The organism is Paraglaciecola sp., from assembly GCF_039942875.1.
Lineage (GTDB): Bacteria > Pseudomonadota > Gammaproteobacteria > Enterobacterales > Alteromonadaceae > Paraglaciecola.
Genome location: NZ_JBDVBQ010000047.1, coordinates 67,139 through 90,983, shown reverse-complemented (window position 1 = coordinate 90,983; position 23,845 = coordinate 67,139). Strand labels below are relative to the sequence as shown.

General features: G+C 40.3%; 20 protein-coding genes. 11 read left to right on the top strand and 9 right to left on the bottom strand.

Going from position 1 to position 23,845, the window contains the following annotated elements:
• The first annotated feature begins 141 nt into the window (after positions 1-141).
• The 5 genes from ABJE44_RS16645 to ABJE44_RS16625 all read left to right on the top strand — a co-directional run bounded on the left by ABJE44_RS16645 (position 142) and on the right by ABJE44_RS16625 (position 5,844).
• On the top strand, positions 142-693 hold the full coding sequence (locus tag ABJE44_RS16645; protein ID WP_348112699.1) for a MarR family transcriptional regulator: 552 nt from the start codon (positions 142-144) through the stop codon (positions 691-693).
• 71 nt (positions 694-764) lie between these two features.
• Positions 765-2,141, top strand: a complete 1,377-nt coding sequence (locus ABJE44_RS16640; protein WP_348112698.1) for a cytochrome ubiquinol oxidase subunit I — start codon at positions 765-767, stop codon at positions 2,139-2,141.
• 2 nt (positions 2,142-2,143) lie between these two features.
• Positions 2,144-3,142: a cytochrome d ubiquinol oxidase subunit II gene (gene cydB, locus ABJE44_RS16635; RefSeq protein ID WP_348112697.1), complete on the top strand. Its 999-nt coding sequence runs from the start codon at positions 2,144-2,146 to the stop codon at positions 3,140-3,142.
• 13 nt (positions 3,143-3,155) lie between these two features.
• A complete protein-coding gene (locus tag ABJE44_RS16630) occupies positions 3,156-3,899 on the top strand; it encodes a phytanoyl-CoA dioxygenase family protein (RefSeq protein WP_348112696.1) in 744 nt (247 codons plus the stop codon).
• 103 nt (positions 3,900-4,002) lie between these two features.
• A complete protein-coding gene (locus ABJE44_RS16625) occupies positions 4,003-5,844 on the top strand; it encodes a choice-of-anchor I family protein (RefSeq protein WP_348112695.1) in 1,842 nt (613 codons plus the stop codon).
• Positions 5,845-5,970: 126 nt separating this feature from the next.
• Here the strand turns inward: ABJE44_RS16625 and ABJE44_RS16620 are convergent, their stop codons facing one another.
• Positions 5,971-6,408 (bottom strand): DUF3010 family protein, encoded by a 438-nt coding sequence (locus ABJE44_RS16620; RefSeq protein WP_348112694.1) that lies wholly within the window; start codon positions 6,406-6,408, stop codon positions 5,971-5,973.
• Between the two features lie 152 nt (positions 6,409-6,560).
• Between ABJE44_RS16620 and ABJE44_RS16615 the strand changes: the two genes are divergently transcribed.
• Complete coding sequence (locus ABJE44_RS16615) at positions 6,561-7,517, top strand: hypothetical protein (protein WP_348112692.1); 957 nt, start codon at positions 6,561-6,563, stop codon at positions 7,515-7,517.
• Between the two features lie 4 nt (positions 7,518-7,521).
• Here the strand turns inward: ABJE44_RS16615 and dgcN are convergent, their stop codons facing one another.
• From dgcN to ABJE44_RS16600, 3 genes are all read right to left on the bottom strand, one after another.
• Positions 7,522-8,523, bottom strand: coding sequence for an N-acetyltransferase DgcN (gene dgcN, locus ABJE44_RS16610; RefSeq protein WP_348112691.1), 1,002 nt, complete (start codon positions 8,521-8,523; stop codon positions 7,522-7,524).
• A 123-nt stretch (positions 8,524-8,646) separates the two neighbouring features.
• Complete coding sequence (locus ABJE44_RS16605) at positions 8,647-9,531, bottom strand: LysR family transcriptional regulator (protein WP_348112690.1); 885 nt, start codon at positions 9,529-9,531, stop codon at positions 8,647-8,649.
• Between the two features lie 118 nt (positions 9,532-9,649).
• Positions 9,650-11,047 carry a PhoH family protein gene (locus ABJE44_RS16600; RefSeq protein WP_348112689.1) on the bottom strand — a complete coding sequence of 466 codons (1,398 nt, stop codon included), beginning with the start codon at positions 11,045-11,047 and terminating at the stop codon, positions 9,650-9,652.
• Between the two features lie 304 nt (positions 11,048-11,351).
• Between ABJE44_RS16600 and rapA the strand changes: the two genes are divergently transcribed.
• From rapA to ABJE44_RS16575, 5 genes are all read left to right on the top strand, one after another.
• On the top strand, positions 11,352-14,183 hold the full coding sequence (gene rapA, locus ABJE44_RS16595) for an RNA polymerase-associated protein RapA (RefSeq protein WP_348112688.1): 2,832 nt from the start codon (positions 11,352-11,354) through the stop codon (positions 14,181-14,183).
• A 10-nt stretch (positions 14,184-14,193) separates the two neighbouring features.
• Positions 14,194-14,850, top strand: a complete 657-nt coding sequence (locus ABJE44_RS16590) for an RluA family pseudouridine synthase (RefSeq protein WP_348112687.1) — start codon at positions 14,194-14,196, stop codon at positions 14,848-14,850.
• A 60-nt stretch (positions 14,851-14,910) separates the two neighbouring features.
• Positions 14,911-15,819, top strand: coding sequence for a DUF3530 family protein (locus ABJE44_RS16585; RefSeq protein ID WP_348112726.1), 909 nt, complete (start codon positions 14,911-14,913; stop codon positions 15,817-15,819).
• A gap of 132 nt (positions 15,820-15,951) precedes the next feature.
• Positions 15,952-16,284, top strand: a complete 333-nt coding sequence (locus tag ABJE44_RS16580; protein WP_348112686.1) for a hypothetical protein — start codon at positions 15,952-15,954, stop codon at positions 16,282-16,284.
• Between the two features lie 97 nt (positions 16,285-16,381).
• The gene (locus ABJE44_RS16575) at positions 16,382-17,746 is read left to right on the top strand and encodes an MFS transporter (RefSeq protein ID WP_348112685.1); all 1,365 of its coding nucleotides are present in this window, start codon (positions 16,382-16,384) and stop codon (positions 17,744-17,746) included.
• Between the two features lie 57 nt (positions 17,747-17,803).
• Here the strand turns inward: ABJE44_RS16575 and ABJE44_RS16570 are convergent, their stop codons facing one another.
• Genes ABJE44_RS16570 through ptsP form a run of 5 tightly spaced genes read right to left on the bottom strand, consistent with a single transcriptional unit; the run spans position 17,804 to position 23,805 of the window.
• The gene (locus ABJE44_RS16570; protein WP_348112684.1) at positions 17,804-18,757 is read right to left on the bottom strand and encodes a GGDEF domain-containing protein; all 954 of its coding nucleotides are present in this window, start codon (positions 18,755-18,757) and stop codon (positions 17,804-17,806) included.
• A 15-nt stretch (positions 18,758-18,772) separates the two neighbouring features.
• Entirely contained in the window at positions 18,773-19,786 is a 1,014-nt protein-coding gene (locus ABJE44_RS16565; protein WP_348112683.1) for a response regulator, read from the bottom strand.
• A 38-nt stretch (positions 19,787-19,824) separates the two neighbouring features.
• Positions 19,825-20,658: a thymidylate synthase gene (locus ABJE44_RS16560; protein WP_348112682.1), complete on the bottom strand. Its 834-nt coding sequence runs from the start codon at positions 20,656-20,658 to the stop codon at positions 19,825-19,827.
• 23 nt (positions 20,659-20,681) lie between these two features.
• Positions 20,682-21,482, bottom strand: coding sequence for a sulfite exporter TauE/SafE family protein (locus tag ABJE44_RS16555; RefSeq protein WP_348112681.1), 801 nt, complete (start codon positions 21,480-21,482; stop codon positions 20,682-20,684).
• Positions 21,483-21,516: 34 nt separating this feature from the next.
• Positions 21,517-23,805, bottom strand: coding sequence for a phosphoenolpyruvate--protein phosphotransferase (gene ptsP, locus ABJE44_RS16550; RefSeq protein WP_348112680.1), 2,289 nt, complete (start codon positions 23,803-23,805; stop codon positions 21,517-21,519).
• Positions 23,806-23,845 lie beyond the last annotated feature (40 nt).

The window sequence follows — 23,845 nt, the reverse complement described above, 5'->3', positions numbered from 1 at the left end:
TCATGTACGTATTGTGCTCTATGAAAGAAGATTCTAAATGCACCTTCCACTTACTATAAATAACAAAGTAAACCTTGACCTGAGTCAATCAAAACCCTAAACTTTCAATAATTATTGAAACTTTAGAAATTAGAGAAAGCTATGAAAATGACGCCAATGATAGAAACCTTCGTGATGCACTTTGGGGAAATGGGCAGTCGTTGGGGGTTTAACAGAACCGTTGGCCAGATTTACGCTCTACTAGTTATCACTAAAGACCCGGTTAGTGCGAATCAAATTGCAGAAGCTCTTAGTATATCTAGAGGTAATGTCAGTATGGGCATTAAAGAATTACAGTCTTGGCAACTTATACAGCTGCATCACAAAGCAGGAGACCGCAAAGATTATTATCAAACTAATGGCAGCATATGGGACATGGCCAACAAAGTGTTTGAAGAACGACGCAAGCGTGAAATGGACCCAACCCTTTCATTATTGAGAGACATTTTGCTAGATACAGCCGCCAATGAGAACGAATTATATGCTCAAGAAAAACTGCAAGAAGTTCACGACTTGCTTGAAGGCGTAACTAAATGGTCTAGCGAATTGCAGCGTTTAAGTCCTGAAAAGTTAGACACCTTAATGAAGCTAGGATCCGGTGTCGGAAAAGTCTTAGATATTAAAGAAAAGCTCCTAAAACGAACCAATGAGTAACTTCAGTTTCATTGAAATTACTCAAATTTAAATTCTTAAAATCATTTTCAAGTTAAATACAGAGGTGCCCTATGGACGACGTCTTTTTGCTGTCTCGTCTTCAATTTGCAGCCAATATTAGTTTTCACATTTTGTTTCCGAGTATAAGTATCGCCCTTGGCTGGTTCTTATTTTATTTCAAACTGAGATTTAACATTAGCGGCCATCCTGTATGGATGCGTATCTACCGCTTTTGGGTCAAAGTATTTGCACTTACCTTTGCAATGGGTGTAGTAAGTGGCATAACCATGTCATTTCAATTTGGGACCAACTGGCCTGGCTATATGGAAACGGTTGGCAATATCGCCGGCCCTCTATTAGGCTATGAAGTGCTCACTGCCTTCTTTTTAGAGGCTACCTTTTTGGGGATTATGTTATTTGGCATACATAAGGTTCCAAACTGGCTGCATACACTGTCGATATTAATTGTAGCAGTAGGTACGACTATCTCTGCTTTTTGGATAATCGTACTGAACTCTTGGATGCAAACCCCAGCCGGGTTTGAAATGCGTGAAGGCGTAGCACACGCTGTCGATTGGGGAGCGATTATATTTAATCCTTCTTTTCCTTATCGCTTAAGTCACGTTTTGTTGGCATCAGGTCTTACAGCGTCATTTTTAATTGCAGGAATATCGGCATACCGAATCTTAAGAGGTGACCACAAAAAAGCCCCTAGACTGGCTTTAAAAACGGCAGTATTTGCAGCTGCAATCCTAATGCCTTTGCAAATATTAGTTGGTGATGCACATGGCCTTAATACCCTTGAACATCAACCCCAAAAAGTCGCTGCCATGGAAGGAATATGGGAGACAGAAAAAGGCGTACCATTATTGTTGTTTGCTATTCCCGATGAAAAAAATCGAACCAATCACTTCGAGTTACCTATCCCAAATGTGGCTAGCCTGATATTAACCCACGATCTTGAGGGAGAAATTAAAGGCTTAAATGAATTCGTCGGCGAGCACCCGCCCGTTGCTCCGGTATTTTATGGATTTAGAGTAATGGTAGGTATAGGTGTATTGATGTTGTTTGTGGCTTGGTACTGCAGCTTTGTGCTTATCCGCAAAAAAGAACTTAGTTCAATACCGCTTTATGCCCTATTAGCCATGACTTTCTCTGGCTGGATAGCCACACTAGCTGGCTGGTATGTAACAGAAATTGGACGTCAACCTTATTTGGTCTCTGGAGTACTCAAAACCGTAGATGCGGTCACCGATATCGCCCCAGAAAACGTGGTATTTAGCTTTATCCTGTACATGTCGGTTTATGTGATTTTATTAATTGCTTATTTGCATACCCTATTTTTAATGGCTAGAAAGTCCGTCGAAATTGAAGAAATGCAACCCGAAGAAGAAATACAGTCACCGTTTAATCATTCAGTTAATAAACTCGCAGAGCAAGGATCATAATTATGTTTGCTGATTATAATTTACCCATTATTTTTGCAGGTCTTATGGCTTTGTCTGTGATTGTGTATGCCATCTTAGATGGCTATGATTTAGGGGTGGGTATATTGCTCCCCCTAGAAAACGACCAACAAGCCGACCAGATGATCGCTTCAATTGGACCATTTTGGGATGCAAATGAGACATGGTTAGTACTAGCCGTGGGGTTACTGTTAATTGCCTTTCCTACCGCACACAGTGCCATACTCAAAACCTTGTATATTCCAACAGCCATAATGTTAATTGGGCTTATATTAAGGGGGGTGGCCTTTGATTTTAGAGCTAAAGTGGCGCAAGTGAATAAGCATCGCTGGAACCAAGTATTCAAGCTTGGCTCATTTATAGCAAGCTTAAGTCAAGGCTACATGCTAGGCAGTTTTGTAATGGGCTTTGAGTCGTCAGTTGCGGCTTATCTATTTTCTGCACTAAGTGCGCTCGGCGTAACCTGTGCCTATGCATTGATTGGTAGCACATGGCTCATTCTAAAAACCGTAGACGATTTACAGCTGCGGGCAATAAAGTGGGCGAAATTAACGGGAATAATTAGCTTTATCGGTATCTTAGCCGTTTGTGTTGTTAACCCCCTCATAAATTCTTTTGTATTTGACCGTTGGACCAGCGCACCATTGGTCTATTTTGTAGCCTTCATTCCATTTGTTTGCTTTACCCTGTTAACGATAGGTTACCTAGTACTGAACAGGTTGCCATTAGAAAATGACTCAGCTTGCTGGTTACCCTTTTTAATTACGGTAATTGTCTATATATTTTGTTTTTGTGGCTTAGCCTTCAGTTTTTATCCTTATGTAGTTCCTGGCGAATTAACCATATGGCAGGCTGCAAGTGCGCCAGAATCACTTAGGTTTATACTTTACGGTGCCCTAGTCGTCATACCTTGTATTTTAGCTTACACAGTTTTTTCATACCGCATATTTTGGGGTAAAGTAGAGGAATTAAGATACCATTAGCTAACAAGGCCACATGATAAATTCAGCTCATAAAAAGCACTTTGACGAGTTTGGCTTTGTTAAGTTAGCTAATGTTTTCGTCGAAGGTCAGCTTTCACCCATAAAAGAATTAGTGGATGTTTTTCATCGTGCTTGGTGTCAGGACAATTATGAGTTTTATTGTAACCAAGCAGTGAATAGCTCTGGCTTAACGTCGCAGCAATACCTAAATAATGCAATGAGACTGAGCCTATTTCAGCTAATTTGTGAGACATCGATACTCAATGTAATTGAGCAGCTTATTCCTAATCCACTATTTATGGGAACACAGCTCTTTTTTGACCCTGTCACCACTAACCAAGCTAATTATTGGCATAGAGATCCCCAATATCACTTATCACCTGAAGAGCAAAAGATCGCATTGACTGGCCCTGAAGTTCTGCACCTTAGAATTCCCCTTAAAGATGAGCCCGGTATAGAGTTGATACCTGGCTCTCACAAGCATTGGGATAATCAAGAAGAGCTTGAAGTGCGACTACAACAAAATGGCCATACAAATTCAGAAAGCTTATCTCGAGGTAAAACACTCCCCTTACAATATGGAGATGCATTAGTATTTTCAGCTAATATGATCCACCGAGGACTATATGGTAATAACCGCCTTAGCCTAGATATTTTATATTGCGAAAGAGCCACACACCTCATTGAATTTATAAATCCAGAACATCAACCGTCGCCTGCAATGCGCGCTAAATTAAATCAAAGTCTCTTTTTATAAGTATTCTTTAGTGTAACAAATCCGTCACAGCAGCTTCACCTAACTGTCACCCTGCTTTCATATCCTTATCGTCATAATTAACAAATGAGTAAGGAATCCAATCGTGTCAAAATCAACTTTTTTTAGCAAAACGGCAATCGCCTTAGCGATAACTTTATCAATCACAGGGTGCGCCTTAGAAGGCGACGACGGTGCAGATGGTGTAACTGGGGCCCAAGGGGAAACCGGAGCAGATGGCCTTGACGGAACAGATGGTGTAGATGCAAATGCCGGAATCGAATTAAGCCTAGTGGGCCGTATTCAGCTTAACGAAGACGACCCCGAAGGTGCAGCTGAAATAGTTCAATACCACGCAGCTACCAATACTATCTATGCAATCAATAGCGCAGCTGATGAGCCAACAGTAGAAGTCATTGATGCATCTTCAATTACAACTGAAGCGGTTTCAAACCCTCTTACTGCCAACAACATGACATCTCATTCACTTGTGCTGCCAACCACTCAAGATGATGTTGACCTAGACGGCCCAACCAGCGTAGCGGTTTATGGTGATTTAATGGCTATTGCTGTACCTGCAAGTGCTAAAGCTAATAATGGTTTTGTATTGTTTTATAACGGACTAGACACTAGTGCACCTGCATTCGTTAAAGCTGTTGAAGTAGGTAACCTGCCAGATATGGTTACCTTTACTGCTGATGGTTCTAAAGCCATAACTGCTAATGAAGGTGAACCTAGCGGTGATTATAACCTCGACCCAGAAGGCTCTATTTCTGTCATCACTATTACAGATAGCATGCCGGCAGATACTGCAATAGCTATTGATTTCACCGACTTCAATGGCCAGCAAGAAGCGCTTGAAGCACAGGGCATGCACTTTCCTAACCCTTCAGGTAGAACCATAAACGGTACATTAATCGACACTAGTGTTGCACAAGATTTAGAGCCTGAATATATCACTGCAACAAATGAATTTGCCTATGTAGCCTTACAAGAAAACAACGGTTTAGCCATAATAGACTTATCTGATTACAGTGTTGAAATTGTAGGTTTAGGGTTTAAAGATTGGAGCCAATATCAACTAGATGGTATGGAAGATGGTACCGTTAGTTTTGGCCAATATGAGGATGTTTATGGCATGTACATGCCAGATACTATTGCTTCTTTTGAATGGAAAGACGCTACGTTTATCGTTACAGCAAACGAAGGTGACGCACGAGAATACTTTTTTGATACTTTAAATGCTGACGGAGAGCAAGACGAAGACTTATGTGACGCAGCTGGCGGTGTAGATTTTGATGACGATGACGGTTGTTTATCTTACACAGATGAAACCCAAGCTAGGCGTTTAGATTACGCTTCAGGCTCAAACCTAGACACCATAGCAGGTGATGATCCTGAAGATGATGACTTTACTAGCTACCCATTGGGTCGTTTAACCGTTACCTCTGCTTTGGGCGATGACGACCAAGATGGCGAGTACGAATCCATATACGCTTACGGCGCACGTTCCTTTACTATTTGGGATAACAACGGTTTAGTTGTGTTTGACTCTGGAGATGATTTTGAACGTATTACAGCCTCTATTCATGGTGATGCATTTAATAATAATAATGATGAAAATGAAGGTGACTCACGGTCTGCTAACAAAGGTCCAGAACCAGAAGCATTGACGGTAGGTGTAATAGGTGACAAAACTTATGCCTTTATCGGTCTTGAGCGTATGGGTGGCATATTTGTTTACGATATAACGAACCCATACAATGCCGAATTTGTTGATTACGTCATCAATCGAGATATTACCGAAGGCGGCGACTTAATTGGTGACAGTGCCCCAGAAGGTATGGTGTTTGTAGACGCTGATACCAGCCCAACGGGTAATGCCTTAGTAATTGTTGGTAATGAAATAAGCGGAACAGTATCAGTTTGGCAAGTAGCTGAAAAATAACTGCACATAGCTGGTAGCTATTATGAAATAGCGAGATTTTAAGCAATAAAAAACGCCGTTATTAAAAAATAACGGCGTTTAAATTTTCAATTTTAGGCTGTTTTTAGCTTCAAGCTAACGGCTGTTTTATAAGTCGTACTTATCTTTCATCAAGTATGCAAAGGCTGTATTAAAGGCTACTTCTTGAAACATTTTCAAACCGGTTTCGGCAATAGGCACATGCACGGGGTTACGTTTCAAAGACTCTTTTATCGCTGTAGGACTAAGCACTTCGACTTCTACATCTTGCAATAACTCTAATGCAGCTTCCAATTTAAACCCTACTGCACCACCAGCAAACTTGCCTTTCATAGGACGTTGACGAATGACAATTTTATCGATTTTATAATCAGTTACTAATTGTGCAAAAGATTTTTGGAAGTAACGTATATCTTTACTTATGGCATCTTTAGGCAAGGTAAACTTCCGAGCACGGCAATCGGGAATTTGAAAGACCTCATCCACTAATGATAACAAACACACATTTGCATCATTTCCACTTAACTCAACACCACATACACGCATTATTTCTCTCCCAAACTTAGTTGAAGCAAGTATACCTCAAAGACGTAATTGACCACAGCTTTCACGATTAAATTAATAGTTGGCTAGCAAACATATTTTAGGAGAGCTGCTATGCTGATATTTATAGGACGATAACTCAAAGAAAAATATACATGTGTAAAGATACTTACAAACTAGGTAATAGCCTGTTTCTTCTTATGTTATTTCTCTCTATGCCCTTGCATGGTAAACAAACAGCATTTAGCAAAACCAAAGATGGGGCTGAAACTGTGTTCCATTATCGCTGGGATGATGAGTTAGAACAAACTTCTGAAATTAACTTCAGACTAGCCACCAAACAATTCAATGTAAAGAATCATAAACGCTTTGTTCCTGACTTAGCACAGCAATATGTCTACATAGAATTACACAAAGAAGCTCGTAAAATTGACCCACGAGAGGCTCGGGTTCAAATAAAAAAAACAGGTCAAGATATTCAGATAAATGTAAAAAGTCGCTCTGATAAACTGTTAAAAAAGTGGCGTCAGACTATGGCCAAAAGCGAAGAGTCAGCATTTGACCAATATCTCAATGATAATTACTACAGCCGCTTTCAATCATATTTAGGGCAAGAAGCTGTTAAACCAGACCATTTGCGATACATTAATGAAAATAAAGCCTCGCTACTTCCCATTGCACAGGCAATTTATGAAATGGTGCCTGAGAATAGCGATTCACGGGATTACATCAGCTTATTACTAAGCTGGGTTCAAAGTATTCCCTATGACGAACTTCAAGACCGCATGACTTCAAATGGAGCCGGTTACCTGCCCCCATTGTCAGTCATAGCGAATAATAAAGGAGATTGCGATAGCAAAAGTGTGCTCATGGGAAGTTTGGTACGCGCACTATTACCAGATATAAAAATGGTCATGGTTTATCTCCCTAACCATGCACTCTTAGGAATAAAGCTCCCCTTCAGGCCATCAGAAAAAACCTATGAAATTGAAGGGGTTGATTACACTTTGATGGAGCCAACTGGACCTGCCAATATGCCGCTTTCAGAAATATCCGCAAGTAGTGCTAGAGACTTAGCGTCGCGTATGTTCAGCCACGAAGTCGTACTTTAAACACTTAGGCCAATAAAGCCTGCACAATACTGTCGGCACCATCACGTAATGGATCAACACAGGGTAAATCAAACTTTTTGCTAAGCTCTGCGCATATTTGTTTACCTTCATCTTCACTTACGCTGGATGTGTTTACCGCAAGGCCTACCACCTTAACATCTGGATTAGTCAATCTAGCGGCTTGCAGGTTTAATGCTATGGTTGCCTCAATACTCGGGAATTGACTACTTGGAAGGCCTCTCATATGACTACGATTTAACGCATGGCATACCACTAACGCATCCGGTTGTGACCCATGTAGCAGCCCCAAACTTACACCCGCAAAAGCAGGGTGAGACAATGACCCTTGCCCTTCAATTACATCCCAATGGTCTGCACTATTCTCTGGCGAAAGTGACTCTGAAGCGCCAGAAATAAAGTCTGAAATCACGCAATCAACCGCTAAGCCTTGACCGGCAATCAAGATTCCGCATTGGCCGGTAGCACGAAAGTCAACATCAACCCCTAATTTTTGCATTGATTTTTCAATACTTAACGAGGTGTACATTTTCCCCACAGAACAGTCTGTCCCTACGGTAAGTAAACGTTTACCGGAACGCTTCACACCTGTGCCTGTGGCAAAGTTCTGTTGAGGATGGCGAATATCTAAAAGTGCTCTTTTAGTCAGCTGTGATTTTTCAACAAGCTCAGGAATATCACTTAGCTTTTGATGTAAGCCAGACACAATATCCATACCTGCGTCCATGGCTTCTAAAATATAAGGTACCCACTTTTTATCGAGCACTCCGCCACTATTAGCGAACCCCAAAATGAACGATTTAGCGCCTTTTTCAGCACCTTGTTGGATCGTCATTTGATCCATGCCAGTAGTTACAGTACAACCACTTACACTGAATTCACCTATACATAGCTCAGGCCTCCACGTCGCAACGCCGCGAGCCATCTTTATAGCAAGTTGATCGGTTGCATCACCAATGAATAGTAAATAAGGAGTAACAATTTTCATATTAAAGTCCATAAAAAAGAGAGGGCTTGAAGTTTTGCATGCAGTGTAATGGAGCGCTTTTATAATAAAAGTGACAAGGTTTTTGTAGCTCATAACTAAAGGCTATGGGTGGGTTTAAACGTTTTAAATATTTGAAATACCTTGTAATAAATAAGGTAAAAACTCATCGATCAATTTTGTCTTGTTTTGGCTTTCTAAATGTACAGCTTTAATGTCGAAGGTTAGTGGTGGGTCAAATGAAGCAATAGCAATGTTATCGCTTAAATTTCCTTGGGCAGTGGAGCGATCTACCACACACACACCAAGGCCTTGGGCAACCAGCCGCACAGCAATAAAATAAGTTTGCACATTAATTGAAGACTTAAACTCAATATCTTCTTCTAATATTCGAGCCAAAAACATCTCACCTAATGGACCACTATCTCTTATATCAATAAATTCCATATGACTCACATCGGCAAGGCTTAGTTTATCAGGACAATCTGGGAACGCTTGCTTTGGGTAAACAATCACTAACTCAGACTGAGCTAGTGGAGTAGTGACAATAGAAGGCATAGTGCTCGGCGAAAATAATATTCCTAGGTCGCATTTATACTCTACTAAAGATTGCATCACTGCATTGTTGTGGATAGTTTGAATGTTAAAACTTACATTTGGAAAATCTCGGTGATAATTTGCAATCACATCAGGAATAACATCAAACCCCAATGCTGGAGTAATGCCCAACGTGATATTACCAAATTGAGACTTTTTGATATTTTGAGATAAGTTTCTTATGGAATGTATTTGCTTATAAATTTTATCTACTTCGTTAAATAGTATCTCAGCTTCATCTGTTGGGATCAGCCTCCCTTTAACTCTTTCAAATAAATTGAAACCAAGCTGTAATTCGGCGTGAGTCAAAACTTTACTGACAGAAGGTTGCGATACACTTAACAATTTAGCAGCATTTGTAATAGAGCCCGTTGTATATATAGCATGAAACACTTCTATGTGACGCAAGCGCATGTAATTACCTTTAAGACCTTACAGAGTAAATGTGAATGTCATTAATTAAAAAGTGACAATTAGAAGGCCCGAGAACACAGCTGGCTATGTTAACGGACTTTATTTTTGGTAGGGTAAACTATAATTGTTCTTCAGCAAACTCAGCCAATCTACTTCTTACCACCCCATCTAAATTCAATGTGGCACTGCCTGAAAAGTTCTTAAACTTCTCAACCAAGTAGGTCAAACCAGAAGTAACCGCACTTAAATAATTGCTATCAATTTGCGCTAAGTTACCACTACAAATTAACTTAGTACCTTCACCACAACGGGTAATAATGGTTTTAAGTTGTGAAGCGGTGAGGTTTTGCGACTCATCTAAAATTACAATGGCATTTTGAATACTACGACCACGCATAAAATTAACCGACTTAAACTGTATATTGGCTTTTTCCATGATGTAACTCATAGAGCCTTTAGTGTTTTCATCATTTTTATGGAGCACTTCTAATGAATCAGTAATCGCCGCTAGCCAAGGCGCCATTTTTTCCTCTTCGGTACCCGGTAAGAAACCAATAGACTCAGCAATTTCAGGAGTACTTCGAGTGACAATAATCTTGTCGTACATGTTCTTCTCAACAACCATTTCTAAGGCTGCGGCTAACGCTAGCAATGTTTTACCACTTCCCGCCGGTCCTGTCAGGACCACTAAATCAATATGCGGATCAAGTAAGGCATGTAGCCCCATGGCTTGGCCAATATTTTTAGGGTGTATGCCCCAAGCCTTATGACTCATTAATCTGTCGAACCCTAAATCTAGTACTTCAAGGTAGTCGCCATTAATAGACTCAACAACACCTGTAAAACTCTTATTTTCGTCAATTAAAAATTCGTTAACGTATGCTTCTGGCAGTATTTGTTTCTCGATAGTATGAATTGTATCTCGGCCTTCGGTTCGGCTATCTACTGCCTTCACCACATCCCAAAAACTGCCAGGGAATTCGTGATAGCCCTTTGATAAATATTTGATGTCGGTAACAAGTTGATCGGTACGATAATCTTCAACATGAGCTAGGCCGGCACCTTTCGCTTTCAGCCTCATGTTAATGTCTTTAGTGACTAAAACAATATGCTTCGGATGTTGTGATTTTTGAAGATAAAGTGCGCTATTAATAATTCGATTATCATTTTCATTACTGGTAAAGACCTGTTGAGAAACTGGCATGCCATGATCAACAAAAATAGACAATTTACCTGTAGGAGCGGTTTCGCCAGCACCAAGCCCCTTCATAGAAACACCTTGCATCAGCTCCTCTGGGGTGGCTTCATGAAGTAAGTCTTCCATCGCTCTTATGGAAACTCGAGCGTCTCGGGCTACGTCTTTTTTGCTGTCTTTAATGTAATCGAGCTCTTCGAGGACTGTCATGGGAACAACAACGTCGTGTTCTTTAAAAGATAAAAAGGCGAGAGGTTCGTGGAGGAGAATATTGGTATCTAAAACATAAATTTTTTCATCTAATGCTGCTTTTTTTTGCATCCGGCGCTCCTAAATTTACAGATAAAGGCCTGCCAGCTAAACCGTATTTTTGATTGGCACTAGATGTAGTAAACAACTGAGTTTAATTATCTATGCCAAACACACACATTTAACTACAGGTTTACGATTGGGTTATCACCCTAACTAATTGTTACTTTAGTTGAAACCAACAATAAACCACTTTCTTCTGACAATCATCTACTTTTAAACAGTATAAAATTTTATTTTTGCTACAATGCGCGCCGTTTAGCTTTGGGGGTTGAAAAAGTCCTAGCGGCCAACAAATTTACGAGTGAGGATACAAATGGCAAAACAAGATAATTTGGCACTGGGACAAAGATGGCTCAGTGATACTGAGGCTGAGTTAGGCTTAGGGACCATTGTATTGATAGAGGCCCGTACTGTGACAGTGTTGTTTCCAGCAACGGGAGAAAGTCGTGTTTATGCTTCACAAACCGCGCCACTCACCCGTATAAAATTTGCGATTGATGACACAGTAAAGAGTCATGAAGGCTGGGAGTTAGTCGTTGAGCATGTTGAAGAAATCGACGGACAACTTATTTACATTGGCGAACGCACCGATAATCAAGAAGCCGCGATTCTAAAAGAAACCTTCATAGATCATCATTTTCAACTTAATCAACCAGAGCAACGCTTACTTAACGGTCAATTCGACGACCCTAAATGGTTTGATTTAAGAGAGCAATGTCTAACGCATCAATTCAGCCATAGTACTTCGCCTTTGTTAGGGTTTGTAGGTGCTAGAGTCGACCTTATCCCTCACCAGCTACATATTGCATCCGAAATTGGTCGCCGCCATGCTCCAAGAGTGCTACTGGCTGACGAAGTGGGGCTGGGGAAAACCATTGAAGCAGCCCTCATTATTCATCAACAATTACTGACAGAGCGAGCCCAAAGAGTATTAATTGTTGTACCTTCAAGTTTAGTGCATCAGTGGTTAGTAGAAATGTTACGCCGAGTCAATTTGGCGTTTTCAGTGTTTGATGCTGAGCGGTGTGAAGCCATGGCTGAAGATGCCAGCAACCCCTTTGAAGCAGAACAATTAATCATTTGTAGTTTAGATTTCCTGACCCACAACAGTCGTTACTACCAGCAAGCATTAGAAGCGCAGTGGGATTTAATGGTTGTAGATGAAGCCCATCATTTAACCTGGTCAGAAGGACAGCCTTCTCAAGAGTATCAAGTGATTGAAGACCTAGCTAAAGTTACCAAGGGGGTGCTACTACTCACAGCTACACCTGATCAGCTTGGCCATGAAAGTCATTTTGCACGTTTACGTTTACTTGATCCCGCTCGTTTTCACGATTATCACAGCTTTGTAAACGAAGAGAAACAATACAGTCAGTTAGCACAAGCGATTAACCCATTATTATCAGGTGATTCGCTGTCTGATGAAGATATCGACGCTATCGCTCAGTTTGCAGATAAGGACATGCTACAAGGCATCAATACGGCATCTACAACACAAAAAACCAAACTGTTGCACACCTTATTAGACCGCCATGGTACAGGGCGTTTACTATTTAGAAACAGCCGAGCTGGGGTGAAAGGCTTCCCGAAGCGTCAACTCTTTAGCCATGGCTTAAGGTTGCCAATAGAATATGCAACTTTACTTGCCAGTGAACCAGAAAACATCCAGCTACAGCTTACCCCTGAAAGGCACCCTGACTTAGTCAATACCTGGACCGGTATAGATCCAAGAGTAGACTGGTTTATATCTCAGCTAAAGTCATTAAAAGGTAAAAAGGTATTAACTATATGCGCTAATGCGAGTACGGCTTTGCAACTATCTGAAGCTTTACGGATAAAAGCAGGCACCCGCTCTACCGTATTCCACGAAGGTATGAGCATAGTTGATCGTGATAGAGCGGCAAACTATTTTGCGCAATCTGATGACGGTGCACAGGTGCTTATTTGTAGTGAAATTGGCAGTGAAGGTAGAAACTTTCAATTTGCTCATCATCTAATTTTATTCGATTTACCCTTAGTCCCAGATTTACTAGAACAAAGGATTGGGCGTTTAGACCGTATTGGTCAAAAATATGATGTGTGTATCCATGTTCCTTATTTTGATATGAGCGCACAGCAAGTGTTGCTTGATTGGTATCACCAAGGATTAGGGGCTTTTGAGCATACTTGTCCAACCGGCATGACAGTTTACGAAGAAACCCAAGAGCTATTGCATGAATGTATTCAGCATCCCGAGAATACAGACAGATGTTTTCAGCTAATAAATCAAACCGCCTTACTTCATAAAGAATTAAAGAAACGTCTAGAACAAGGCCGCGACAAACTGCTAGAACTTAACTCATCTGGACATGGGCGGGTCGAGCAATTTTTAGCTCAAATTAACGACGCTGAAGACTCACCTACCCTTGAGCTATTTATGACACGGTTATTTGATAGCTTAGGTATTTTGCAGGAAGAACATGACGAAAGCTGTTACTTGCTAAAACCTACCGAAAAAATGATTGGGCCTTTACCTGGGCTAGATGAAGAAGGCATGACAGTTACCTATGAAAGACCCACAGCAACTCTATTAGAGCATGTACACTTTTTAAGTTGGGACCACCCAATGATCCAACATGCAATGGATATCTTAACAACCGATGTCACCGGAAAAAGCGCTGTCGCCCTATGCCAAGATAAATCTAAACCAGCAGGAAGTTACTGGTTAGAATGTTTGTTTGTACTTTCAGCCAAAGCAGATAAAGGCTTACAGCTCGCACGATTTTTACCACCCACTCCGATAAAAGTATGTGTAGATGCGAATTTACAACTGGCAGATAAGCACTTCACTCGTTTAGATGGGGTATTACCTAAAATGGGTAACCAACTCATAAATGCACTAAAGTCTCAACTAGAAAAGTGTTTAGAGCATAGTCACCAGCATGCAGAAAAAAGTGCGCAGGCTATAAAGTCACAGCGGATCGCACAAATGAATGAACTGTTGAGTGACGAACTGGCAAGGCTTAAAGGATTACAACAGGTTAACCCTGCCATTCGTGATGATGAAATAGAGCATGTTGCCAAGCAAATCATTAACTTAGAAAAAGTTATGTCTAATGCTAAGTTACATTTAGAAGCTGTTCGCTTTGTTGTGAACAACCCCTAGTAGATTACTTATGGCCATAGTTAATTACTCTCCCCCAACCAAGCCCTATCTAGATATTGTCTATCAAGATGACGACATTGTGCTTTTAAATAAGCCAAGCGAAATTTTAAGTGTGCCTGGTAAAGCGAGAGAGCATTTTGATTCTCTACAAACTCGTGTTCAAACCGTATTCCCCACTGCAACTGTGGTACACAGGCTAGATATGGCAACATCAGGTTTAATGTTAATGGCGTTAAATAAAGCTGCCCATCGTCATATTTCGAAACAGTTTGAGCTTAGAGAAACGTCAAAGACCTATCAAGCAATAGTATACGGGCTAGTTGAAGGTGAGACTGGAGACGTTAACTTACCACTTATTTGCGATTGGCCTAACCGCCCTAAACAAATGGTAGACTACGAGAGGGGTAAAAAGGCACTTACCCATTGGCGAGTTATCGAGAGATACAGTCAAAGCACTCGTGTCGAGTTAAAGCCTGTGACAGGCCGCTCCCATCAATTAAGAGTTCATATGCTTAGCCTGAACCATCCTATTATTGGTGATAGGTTGTACGCCCACAAAGACGCTCTGAAGATGGCTCCAAGGCTTAACTTACATGCTGCAGCATTAAGCTTTCGGCACCCATTGACAGAGCAAGCTCTAGAGTTTAAAACCCCCATCCCATTCTAAGTTAAAGAACTTTGCACCACGTTCCGATAACCTAAATACACCTAACTCTGAGTCAACAATATTTTCAAATATATAACGACTATCTCACTGATAATTACATCATTTATTAGTGAGGCCGCCCCCGATACCCAACTATTAAAAAGGTTGGACTTGGAGCGTACCCTATTTTCAGAGCAATATGAAAAGTTCGTTTTGAATAACCAAGATATTCTGTATGTCATACAAGAAAATACCACGGCCATAACTTTGGGAGTAGCCGTGATGATTGCAGAGAGTGGGACTTCAGTAATAGGTCAAAATAGTCTTAGACCACTTGCTACACAGCTCAATAAATTGGGATGGGTAACCATTTTAATGCCAGCTCCCGACGTTGCGTTTTTACCTACTTTACAGGAGCCATTGACCCCTGATACATCACAATCTGCGACGCAAGCAGATGGAGAAGTTGCTGAATCAAGTTCAGCTAAGGATGAAGTAGCTGAGGTTCCTGCTCCAAAAAATCAGAGCAGGTCAGTTGAAAGTCAATTAAATACAGCTGCTTTCTTAAAACATGAAGAAGAATTGATTGCATTGTTACAGGAGTCAGCCACACGAGCTGCCAACTACCCAGGTTTTTTTCTTGTTATTGCCCAAGGAACATCTGCTGCTTGGATGACTAAAATTTATGCTGAAAAAAAATTGGAGACACCAGATGCTTTAGTAGCGATTAGCCCTTTTTGGCCAGACAGAAAAGTAAACGACACACTGCCGACCCTGATAGCTCAAACACCCATGCCCGTGCTCGATTTATATAGTGAGAGTGATAACGAGTGGTCGCTTCAAACAGTTAAACACAGAGAAGTTGCTGCTATTAAGGCTTTGAAGTTACAATATCGTCAAAGAAAAATGCTTGGATTTACCAATATAAATCAAAGTAGTCTTTATCTAAGTAAAGAAATATATGGTTGGACAAGTTATATGGGGTGGTAAAAAATGTCCGGAGGTATCTATACTGAAATGTGCAAATATTATGCAAAATTTATTATTTTTCCCTAAAACAAATTTTTTATCTATACTAGACCTTAGTCTATATAATACTTTACTTAAGGTCTCACTCTACTCGTGTCAACTGTCAGTTCATTTGTTCAAATCAAATCCAGACAACTGGCATTTTTTGTCAGAGGCTTTTTAAATTATAAAATCCCTTACACAGAATTAGATCTATATTTTTGGGATACCATGGAAGAATGGCATCAAATTAAGAAGGGTAAACAACAAGCTTACGAGAATACCGAGCATGTTTTCTGGCATGTTTTACATCAAGTTCATTACTGGCCTCAAGAAGTTTTATTACAAGACCCCTTTTTACGAGGAGAGCTCGAAACCTGTCTAGACTGTTTAGAGAATCAAGGAAAGTACCCACTGCCACTAGATTGCATTGGGATCCGCCCTTAACTTTTAGCTCTAAACTAATCTTTCAAATTAATAAATGATTGAAGATGTGATGCAGACATGATCCAATAGGGTTTTACAATACTCTATCGAATTAACATTGCACGCCACGTTTAAAGAAACTCTACGTTGTTACAAAGACCGAAGACTCCTCACTATATTTTTGTTTGGTATCGCCAGCGGCTTTCCTTGGGTGATGATCAGCTCAGTCATGAGTGCATGGCTAAAAGACGAGGGATTATCACGTTCTTCGATTGGCTTGTTTGGATCCATTTTTCTCGCTTACTCCATTAATTTTTTATGGTCTCCCCTGCTAGATAGAATACGCTTGCCTTGGCTCGGTCAACGGCGTGGCTGGATAGTAGCCATGCAGAGCCTGATAGTATTTGGATGCCTGTCGATAGCGAATATATCAGTTCAAGATAATTTATTTATGTTAGCTCTTTTTGGATTGTTAATCGCTGTTTTTTCTGCCACCCAAGATATTGCCATTGATGCCTACCGAGTCGACATTATTGGAGTTAATGAAAAAAACAAACTCGCCGCCGCCGCCGCAATGGCAACCGCAGGTTGGTGGACAGGTTACGGTGGATTAGGCTCCATTCCGTTTTTTATTGCCGACTTACCGAATTGGGACTGGCCACAAATATATTACATATTAGCGGCATTAATGGCCTTGTTAATGGTCACAGCTTTTGTTTCAAAAGAGCCTGTCACCAACCGTGAACAACAACAATTTTCAGCCCAACAGCAATATACAAAATTACTTCAGCAGCGAGGAATGCAACCAAATCTCTTAAGCAGATTGCTCAATTGGATGTTAGTAACAGTAATTGAACCGTTTAGAGAGTTTTTCAGCCGCAATGGCCTTAGATTAGCGCTATCTATTTTATTGTTTATATTTTTGTTTAAAATTGGCGAAGCTTTCCTAGGTAGAATGAGTATCGTTTTCTATAAAGAATTAGGGTTTAGCAATAGCGATATAGGTAGCTATTCAAAAATTCTTAATTGGTGGGTCACCATTATCTTTGCAGTCTTAGGCGGTATGGTTAACATTCGTTACGGTATTTACAGAGGTTTGATGATCGCTGGTATCGCTATGGCAGCTAGTAATATTATGTTTGCACTAATGGCTGAAGTTGGACCCAATAAGCTGTTATTTGTAGCAGCAATCTTTGTTGATGGATTTACAGCAGCATGGAGCTCAGTCGCATTAGTGGCCTTCATCTCATTATTATGTAACCGAGCCTTTTCAGCTACCCAATATGCGCTCATGGTGTCTTTAGGCGTATTGGGAAGAACGGTATTAGCTTCCGGAAGTGGTTATATTGTCGATTGGATGAACGGGAACTGGTCTTTATTCTTTATTTTGACTGCGGTTATGGTCACCCCAAGCTTATGTTTCTTACGATTTATTAGGGATGATGTAAATAGACTAGAAAAACAAACATTAAATGATGGATAAGCGCTAATCATCAGTATTAGAATTGAAGTTGTACTTCGTCAGCACAACTTCAAGCGGCTAGTCACTAAGTACAACTTTATTTCTACCTGACTCCTTGGCCTTATATAGTGCTTTATCTGCGGCATCTAACCATTGTGTGTGGCTTTTGTAAGAGGGCTTAAAACCTGCAACACCGATACTTACGGTATAACTCACTTCAATGCCATCATGAATAACAAATTTCTTTTCTGCAAAACGGCGAATTCGCTCAGCCACAAACTCTACATTTTCAATCGGGGTATCAGGTAAAATGATCGCAAACTCTTCCCCCCCATAACGACAAGCTAAGTCCGTTTCTCGAGTCGCTTTTCTAATTACATTAGCGAATGACTTAATAACACTATCGCCTGCTAGATGCCCATAGGTATCGTTAATTTTTTTAAAGTAATCGATATCCATCATAATTAATGCAGATGCGACATCTGTTCGTTTGTCACGCTTATATTCAAGGGCTAACTGCTCCCCCCAATATTGCCTATTGTAAAGCTCTGTTAACCCATCAAGACGGCTCATTCTTTCGAGTTGTTTATTTAAGGATTCAATACGTAAACGCCCTAACGCTTCGTCGGTAACGTCATAAATAACCAAGCAAATTTGTTCTACTTGCCCAGTTAAAGAAGCCAGTGGGAAGATAGTGATATTTTGAAACATACTTTCTGACTGCGCAGTAATAGGGCGATTACAGTCAAAACGAAATAAATAGGGTCTTTGCTCCCAAATAATAAAAACAGGGCTTTTAAGAGTAAATGCCGGCTCTGCTTTACGACAAAACCATTTTTCGTCAATCTCAGGGAAGAACTCAAATATATTTTTATCTTGGATCATACCGGGTACTATGCTGCTGTGGTTTTCCATAAATTGGTTCCACACTTGAACATTATAGTTTTTATCTAAAACTACAATCCCAACCTCGATTGACCCAAGAAGATCATGTTTCCAATGCATTTCAGCCAAGCTACTATCAACTGCCATTTTTTAGTACCCTTCTTAATTATTTGTTACAAGCTTATCGAACATAAGCCCAATAGACTTTTTAGGGAATAAAAGCAACAAGTCGAAATTTATATCTTGGCTTTTAATCGAATAGGCAATCTCAATCGCTAGCATATCTTCTTCGCGATGTGATGTGGTCTGTAACACTTCATCTAAATCACAATGCCTACCTAAAATAATAGGATGATTATGACTAAAAACAGAATGCAGTTGCGCAGACAGTGCTCTTAAACAAGCTCCAATCAAAATGTTAGATACATCCATTAAAGCTTCCAATTCATAGGAAGCATCACTGTCACCATCGGTGTACTTGAGTAACTTCACCATATTCCCAAAGTTAGAATCGTTAAAAATAACTAAAGCTTCACCGTTTATGCCCGCACTAATAAACCCCTGAGATACCGCAGAAACACTTTCGTTAGTTTGAATATCAGCAATAGCCATATGCAGTTCAGTATTGGTGATTAAGTTAACGTTAGGGATGGGTAGATCAATAAATTCACCTAACAATTTAGCTAAACTTTCTCCGGCTTGCCCCATGGCGACGTTTGCCATCTCACGGTAAGCATCTAATTTATCACTAATTGAATCACTGGCAGCTGGTACAACTTCTTTAGTTCTCTTAGCTGCAGAAGCTTCCCCTGCATATAAACCAAATTGGCTCAGTACCTGAACCAGCTTAGCGTTTTCAGTAGGTTTTCTAATAAAGTCCAATGCACCTAAGCTAAGCATTCGCGCTCTAGCTTCGGGTTGCACATCCCCAGACACGACAATTACCATTACAGGGAGCTCTTCTTCTTTAATAGCTTGCATAGTTTCATAACCATCCATGACAGGCATATTAAGATCTAAAAACATTACCTCTACTTTCCCTTCACGAATAATCTCCAACGCTCGGAGTCCGTTTTCAGCAAAGGTAATATCCACTTCCCAGCCATCAGGAATCGCTCTTTGCATCTGTTTACGTGCAAAGCTTGAATCGTCACAAATTAGAACAGGAGTAGCCATATCGACATATCACCTAATAGTTGTTTAAAGAGACAGAACTAAATAGCCACAGGCGCTTTAATATGAGCGTCAGCTTTATAGTTTTTTAATTCAAAGTCATTTATATCAAAAGAGAAAATATCTTTAACACTAGGATTAATAACCATTTTTGGCAAATCATGTGGTCTCCTTGAAAGCTGTAATTGAGCTTGCTCCAAATGATTTGAATACAAATGAGCGTCACCAAAAGTATGCACAAAGTCACCAAGCTGCAAATCACACACTTGAGCCAACATCATAGTCAATAACGCGTAACTAGCGATATTAAACGGTACACCAAGAAATATATCACCACTTCTTTGATATAGCTGACAAGACAGCTTACCTTCCAGTACATAAAACTGGAACATAGTATGGCACGGAGGCAGTGCTTGTCTGCCTTGCGCTGCGTTTTCTTTAGGAGAAAATTTAGTATCGGGCAGAACCGCAGGGTTCCAAGCACTAACGATCAAACGCCTAGAATCAGGATTGGTTTTAATCTGGTCGACCAATTCACTAATTTGATCAACAATTTGACCATCAACACCTTCCCAGCTCCGCCACTGCTTTCCATATACAGGACCTAACTCACCATCGTCTGTTGCCCACTCATCCCAAATTTTGACATTATTTTCTGTTAAATATCGCGTATTAGTCTCTCCTTTGAGAAACCACAATAATTCATGAATAATAGAGCGTAAATGGCATTTCTTAGTCGTAACTAATGGAAATCCTTGGCTTAAATCGAACCTCATTTGATAGCCAAATACACTGATAGTGCCCGTTCCCGTGCGGTCTTCCTTTTTCACACCATTTTCTAAAACATGGCGCATTAGATCTAAATATTGTTGCATTTTTTATTACTCTTACTTTGGAATTAACCAAATAACATAAACAAACTAACAAGCGTCAAGAACCCTGCAAATACTTTTTTAAGCACACTTGTATCTAATTTTTGACTGACTCTAGCGCCCACCCCCGCAGTTAAAACAGAAGTAATCACAATACCAATGGCAGCGGGCAAATAAACATAACCAAAAGAATAGTCCGGTAACTGGGTGTTATTCCAACCTGCTTGCACAAAACTTAGTGAGCCAAATATAGCAATAACCACCCCACAAACGGAGGCACAACCAATTGCTTTTTTAATTGAAATATTAAACCATACAAGTGACGGAACCATAATAGACCCTCCGCCAATCCCCATCAAAGATGACAAAAAACCAGCAAATAAGCCAACTCCTGTTAACCGTGATTTGCTTGCCTCTTGCTCTGATGATTTACGTTTACCAAACAGCATGTAACAAGCAATGCCGAATACCAAAAATGCAAAAATAGATTTCAACATCTGCCCTGGAATATTGCTTGCCAACTGAGCACCTAAAACGGCCCCTAAAGCAATACCTAAACCACTCCAGCCAGTAATAAACCAATCTACGTTACCCAACTTATAATGGGTACGTGATGCTGAAAATCCCGTTAAAATAATCGTAAACAAAGAAGTAGCGATTGCCATTGGCATAGCTTGAGTCAACTCTAGACTCAGCTCAGTAATTAATAGGTGAAGTAAAACAGGAACAATAATTAAACCGCCACCAATGCCTAAAAGCCCCGCTAAAAAACCAACAACAGCGCCAATAAGCAAACAAAATAAAAAAATAACGACAAAAGGTTCCATTAAGGATAACTACTCCAATTAAAATATAAAAACATTAGTTTCCTGCTCTTACTAGGCCCCCTAGCCCTGTAGTTTCTAGAAACAAATTAACTTCTGAACGAACGTCTCCCGGATTATTCAATGTAACTACTTTTGCTAGCAGTTGCTCTGCTTCATTTTGGTAGATATTACGTATGATCCACTTCACTTTTAATAAATTATGAGTATTCATACTTAGCTTTCGATACCCCATAGCAACTAACAAAACCACACCTCCTGGCTCACCCGCTAATTCACCACACACTGTAACAGGTACCTGTAAAAAGCCAGAAGTTTTGGCAATAGAATGCAGAGCTGATAAAACTGCCGGATGATAACTATCATACAAACCAGCGACACGGGCATTATTTCGGTCTACTGCCAATAAATACTGGGTTAAATCATTACTACCTACAGAAAAGAAATCTACAATTTTAGCCAGCTGTGGTAGCTGATACAAAACAGCTGGCACTTCTAACATCACACCGATTTTCGGCATAGTTAGCCTTACACCTTTCTCTTCAGCTTCTTCTTCTACTTCATTAAATGCCTGGCGTATTAGTCGCTTAGCTTCACTTACCTCACTAACCGATGTAATCATGGGGAGCATAATATTCAAATTATCAAGATCGAAGCTTGCCCTTAACATCGCACGAATTTGTACCAAGAAAATTTCAGGGTGATCTAGAGTTAATCGAATACCTCGCCACCCTAAAAATGGATTTTCTTCGACAATAGGAAAATAAGCTAAAGGTTTATCGCCCCCTACATCTAGGGTACGCATAGTAAATTGTTTGTTAGGCTCAGACTCTAGTAGTCCTTTATATAACTCTACCTGCTCTTGTTCGGTTGGAAAGCGCTGCCGCATCATAAATGGAATTTCTGTTCGAAATAGCCCTACGCCATCAGAGTAAGGGTTTGTACTTACTTCTGTTTCTAAAGATAAACCTGAGTTTACTAGCAAACTCATAGTGCAATTGTCTTTGGTTACCGCAGGTAAGGTATCTTCTGAATGAATGCGCTCAGAGAGTAGTTTTTCTTCAAGTATTAGTTGGTCAAATTCATGACGAATGGTGCCATTGGGAGAAACAATTACATCACCTGTATAGCCATCGAGTAGAATTTCTTTATCTCGGAGCATAGCAATAGGGACATTATCTAACCCCATAACAGCTGGCACACCCATTGCTCTAGCCATAATAGCGGCATGGGAATTGTTTGAACCGCGTATAGAGATAATCCCCACTAACTTTTCACTAGGAAATTCTGCCAACATCACAGCCGTAACTTCTTCGGCAATTAGAATAGTTTGTTCGTGAGGCTCCCGAGAAATAGGTTCATTGGCACTAATACCAATTATATTGGCCAAGACTCGGTTTCCCATGTCTTCTATATCAACAGCTCTTTCGCGCATATACGCGTCATTCATAGATTGAAATTGGCGAATAAAACTTTCTATAACCATTTTTAAAGACGTGGGAGCATCCCAGCCTTTTTTGATTTCTTTTTCTACATCCCTGCCTAAACTATTAGCATCTAATAAGTGGTGATACAGCTGAAAAATAGCCTGTACGTCATCCGGTACTTCACCTTGTACACGATCTGATAATACCGCCATATCCTCTTGGGTTTTTTTAACGGCTTGTCTGTAATGCTGAATTTCTTGTTGAGTGTGACTACTTCTCTTGGGTAGGTGATTACGAATATTAACCAGCAAGTTTTGAATATACCCAACACCCACAGCCAACCCAGAAGACCCAGGTATACCTTGGACCGCTTTTTGCCAATCTTTAGGGATGTTTTCCTGTAATAAATTAATTGAGCCTCTTGCTTTAGCATTGGCTATTTCTACCGCCAACTGCATGGCAAGCGTCACCAAAAAGGCTTCTTCATCTTCACTAAAGCGTCGTTTTAGCTTTTGCTGTAAGGTCAATACTCCCAATACTTTTCTTTGGTGAATAATGGGAGCACCTAGAAAAGCATGATAGTCATCTTCTTTTACTTCTGGGTAGTGTTTAAAGCGAGGATGGTGATGTGCATCACTAATATTAATAGGCTCTTCACGTTGCGCTGTTAGCCCAACTAGCCCTTCTGAAAAGCCTATTTTAACCTGCCCAACAGCAGACTTAGCCAACCCCTCCGTAGCGAATAACAAAAAGTGTTGTTGTTCATAATCCGCTAAATAGATACTACAAGAGTCTACTTTTAAAGCCTCTCTTAACCTATCAGCTAGACAATTTAACGCATCATCTAGCACTGGAATTTGATTCACTTCTTGAACAATACGCTTGAGGGCAGTCAGCATAAGGCTTATTTATCTCTCAGGTTTGTATCATCAGGTGACA